Source organism: Clostridium tarantellae, from assembly GCF_009295725.1.
Lineage (GTDB): Bacteria > Bacillota > Clostridia > Clostridiales > Clostridiaceae > Sarcina > Sarcina tarantellae.
Map to the genome: position 1 here is coordinate 1 of NZ_WHJC01000633.1, position 519 is coordinate 519.

Annotated in this window: 1 protein-coding gene; it reads left to right on the forward strand. The window is 22.9% G+C overall.

The features are described from left to right. The first annotated feature begins 53 nt into the window (after window positions 1–53). Window positions 54–467 (forward strand): hypothetical protein, encoded by a 414-nt coding sequence (locus GBZ86_RS16705; RefSeq protein ID WP_234885199.1) that lies wholly within the window; start codon window positions 54–56, stop codon window positions 465–467. Window positions 468–519: the final 52 nt, after the last annotated feature.

Consider the following 519-nt stretch of genomic DNA (forward strand, 5'->3'; position numbering starts at 1 on the left):
GTATATTATAAATATAATAATAAATTAAATAACGAAAGAAAGAGGTTTTATCTATGTCTACTATAAAGATTTTTAATAAAAAGATTTTATGGGAAGGTTTAAATTTAACTTGCGTAATGGAAAGATACTTAAATACAAATAATATAGCAATAGAAGTATATGATGAAGAAGGAGAATTCTATGGCTGTGTTACTCTTGACGCAAGACATAAATTACCAAAAACAAACAATGCTATTATATATAATGATAAAGAGTATACAGGTATATTAAATGCATTAACTAAGGTTGATATGGTTAAGTTTGTTGGTAAAGTAGATGTTAAACTAATGATGAGAGATTTAGTTGTTGTAAATACTAGACAATTTAAAGAAGTTGATGAAGAAATATTCTTAGAGTTTGCAAAAAGTGCATTTAATGATTTTAATGAATTTTTGGAATGTAAAAATGAAATTACTGAAGCTAATTAAAACTTCTTATAACTTTTTTGGTATATATAATTAAATATTTATTGTATTTAGA

What these genes read in the sequence shown, in the direction of transcription:
- GBZ86_RS16705 (WP_234885199.1), top strand. Translation starts at nt 54, where the DNA reads ATGTCTACTATAAAGATTTTTAATAAAAAGATTTTATGGGAAGGTTTA.